We start from the raw sequence: 1,997 nt of genomic DNA, 5'->3' as shown, positions 1-1,997 counted from the left end.
TGACTTTACCGCCAGGATGGCGGCGTTACGGATACTTTTGCGTAAATCCTGTATGTTTCCCAATGCTTTGCTCGCAAATGACAAATAGACTAGAGATTGCTCGCAATGACAGATAAAGATAACGAATTATGATACAACAGTTAGCAGTTAACAGTTAACAGTTAACAATTAACAGTTAACAGTTCTCATTCATGTTATGCTTTTTCAGATTCGCGATGAGACTAAGCGAACCATTCTATCAGCATTTGTAACCTTTCGTGTCTGAATCATTGCAAAAACCAAAACGTTCTCTAGCGGGGATCGCTGGAATTGTGGCGATCGCCACTCTGATCAGCAAAGTCTTTGGGTTAGTTCGCCAACAGGCGATCGCGGCCGCTTTCGGCGTAGGTGCCGCTGTCGATGCCTACAACTATGCCTACGTCATCCCCGGTTTTTTGTTCATTTTACTAGGCGGCATCAACGGGCCATTTCATAGCGCCATTGTCAGCGCTTTAGCCAAGCGTGGCAAGTCAGAAGCGGCCCCCCTAGTAGAAACTATCACTACTTTAATCGGCGGCATCCTGCTTCTCGTGACCGTTGGTTTGATTATTTTCGCCGATCCCCTGATAGATTTAGTCGCGCCGGGATTAACTAGAACAACAGAAGGGTTAGAAATAAGAGCGATCGCCATCCAACAATTCCGAATTATGGCACCAATGGCCTTACTTTCTGGATTAATTGGCATTGGTTTCGGCACTCTCAACGCCGCAGATATGTATTGGTTGCCATCAATTAGTCCCTTATTTTCCAGCGTTGCAGTCATTGGCGGCCTAGCCTTTTTCGCCATGCAAGTAGGAGACAAAATTACTCAGCCCAAATATGCTCTAGCTGGCGGCTTAGTATTAGCTTGGGGAACTCTAGCTGGCGCAGCAATGCAATGGTTAATTCAAGTGTTTGCCCAATGGCGATCTGGTTTGGGAACATTGCGTTTTCGCTTTGATTTTCAGCAGCCAGGAGTACAGGATGTCATGAAAGTGATGATTCCTGCAACTTTATCGTCAGGAATGTTGCAAATTAATGTCTACACTGACTTGTTTTTTGCCTCTTATATTCCCCAAGCCGCTGCTGCAATGGGCTATGCAGGGTTATTAGTAATGACTCCTTTAGGCATTATTTCTAATGTAATTTTAGTACCTTTTCTGCCTATATTTTCCCGGCTGACAGATCCTAATAATTGGCATGAGTTAAAACAGCGAATTCGCCAAGCATTAATTCTCACTGGTCTTACGATGTTACCATTAAGCGCTTTAATGGTAACGCTGGCCCTCCCAATTGTGCGCGTTGTTTACGAGCGCGTTGCTTTTAAACAGTCAGCTTCGCAGTTTGTAGCCCCCGTATTGATGGCTTATGGTATTGGGATGTTTGTCTATTTGGGGCGGGATGTAGTTGTTAGAGTATTTTATGCTTTAGGAGATGGAGAAACACCTTTTCGTGTCAGCATTTTAAATATTGTGCTCAATGCGGTACTCGATTACTTCTTAGTAAAATATTTTGGTGCCCCTGGCTTAGTATTAGCAACAGTGGGAGTAAATATTATTTCGATGGCCATGCTTTTATGGCTGTTGAATTCTAAACTGAATGGGTTGCCTTGGCGGGAGTGGATTTTGCCATTTTTTGGGTTAACTGCTGGAAGTTCCCTGACGGGTTTAGTGGCTTTAGCTACTTTGCAAGGATGTCAAAGACTTTTAGGTACTGAGGGTTTGTTAATTCAGTTATTGGAATTAACCGTTGCGAGTTTGGCAGGATTGGGAGTTTTTGCCATTTTTGTTACTCAAATGAAGTTGCCGGAAGTTGATATGTTTGTTGATAGGTTCCGGCAGCGATTTAGGAGATAAATTCGGAATGTAGGAGCAAAAATTCCCGGCGATTGATATCAAATTCGGGTTAGTCATCCCCCTTTATTAGTAATAATCCGTCATTGCGAGCTCCGCGAAGCAATCGCCTAGTCTCTGCGATTG

At 43.8% G+C, this 1,997-nt stretch carries 1 protein-coding gene; it reads left to right on the top strand.

The window, feature by feature from the left end; all coding sequences use genetic code 11:
• Nucleotides 1-257: 257 nt before the first annotated feature.
• Nucleotides 258-1,874 (top strand): murein biosynthesis integral membrane protein MurJ, encoded by a 1,617-nt coding sequence (gene murJ, locus PY364_RS10575; protein ID WP_275522354.1) that lies wholly within the window; start codon nt 258-260, stop codon nt 1,872-1,874.
• Nucleotides 1,875-1,997 lie beyond the last annotated feature (123 nt).

This window comes from Kamptonema sp. UHCC 0994 (assembly GCF_029167235.1).
Lineage (GTDB): Bacteria > Cyanobacteriota > Cyanobacteriia > Cyanobacteriales > Microcoleaceae > Kamptonema.
Note: the sequence above shows the minus strand (reverse complement) of the source record. Positions and strands in the feature narration are given on the sequence as shown.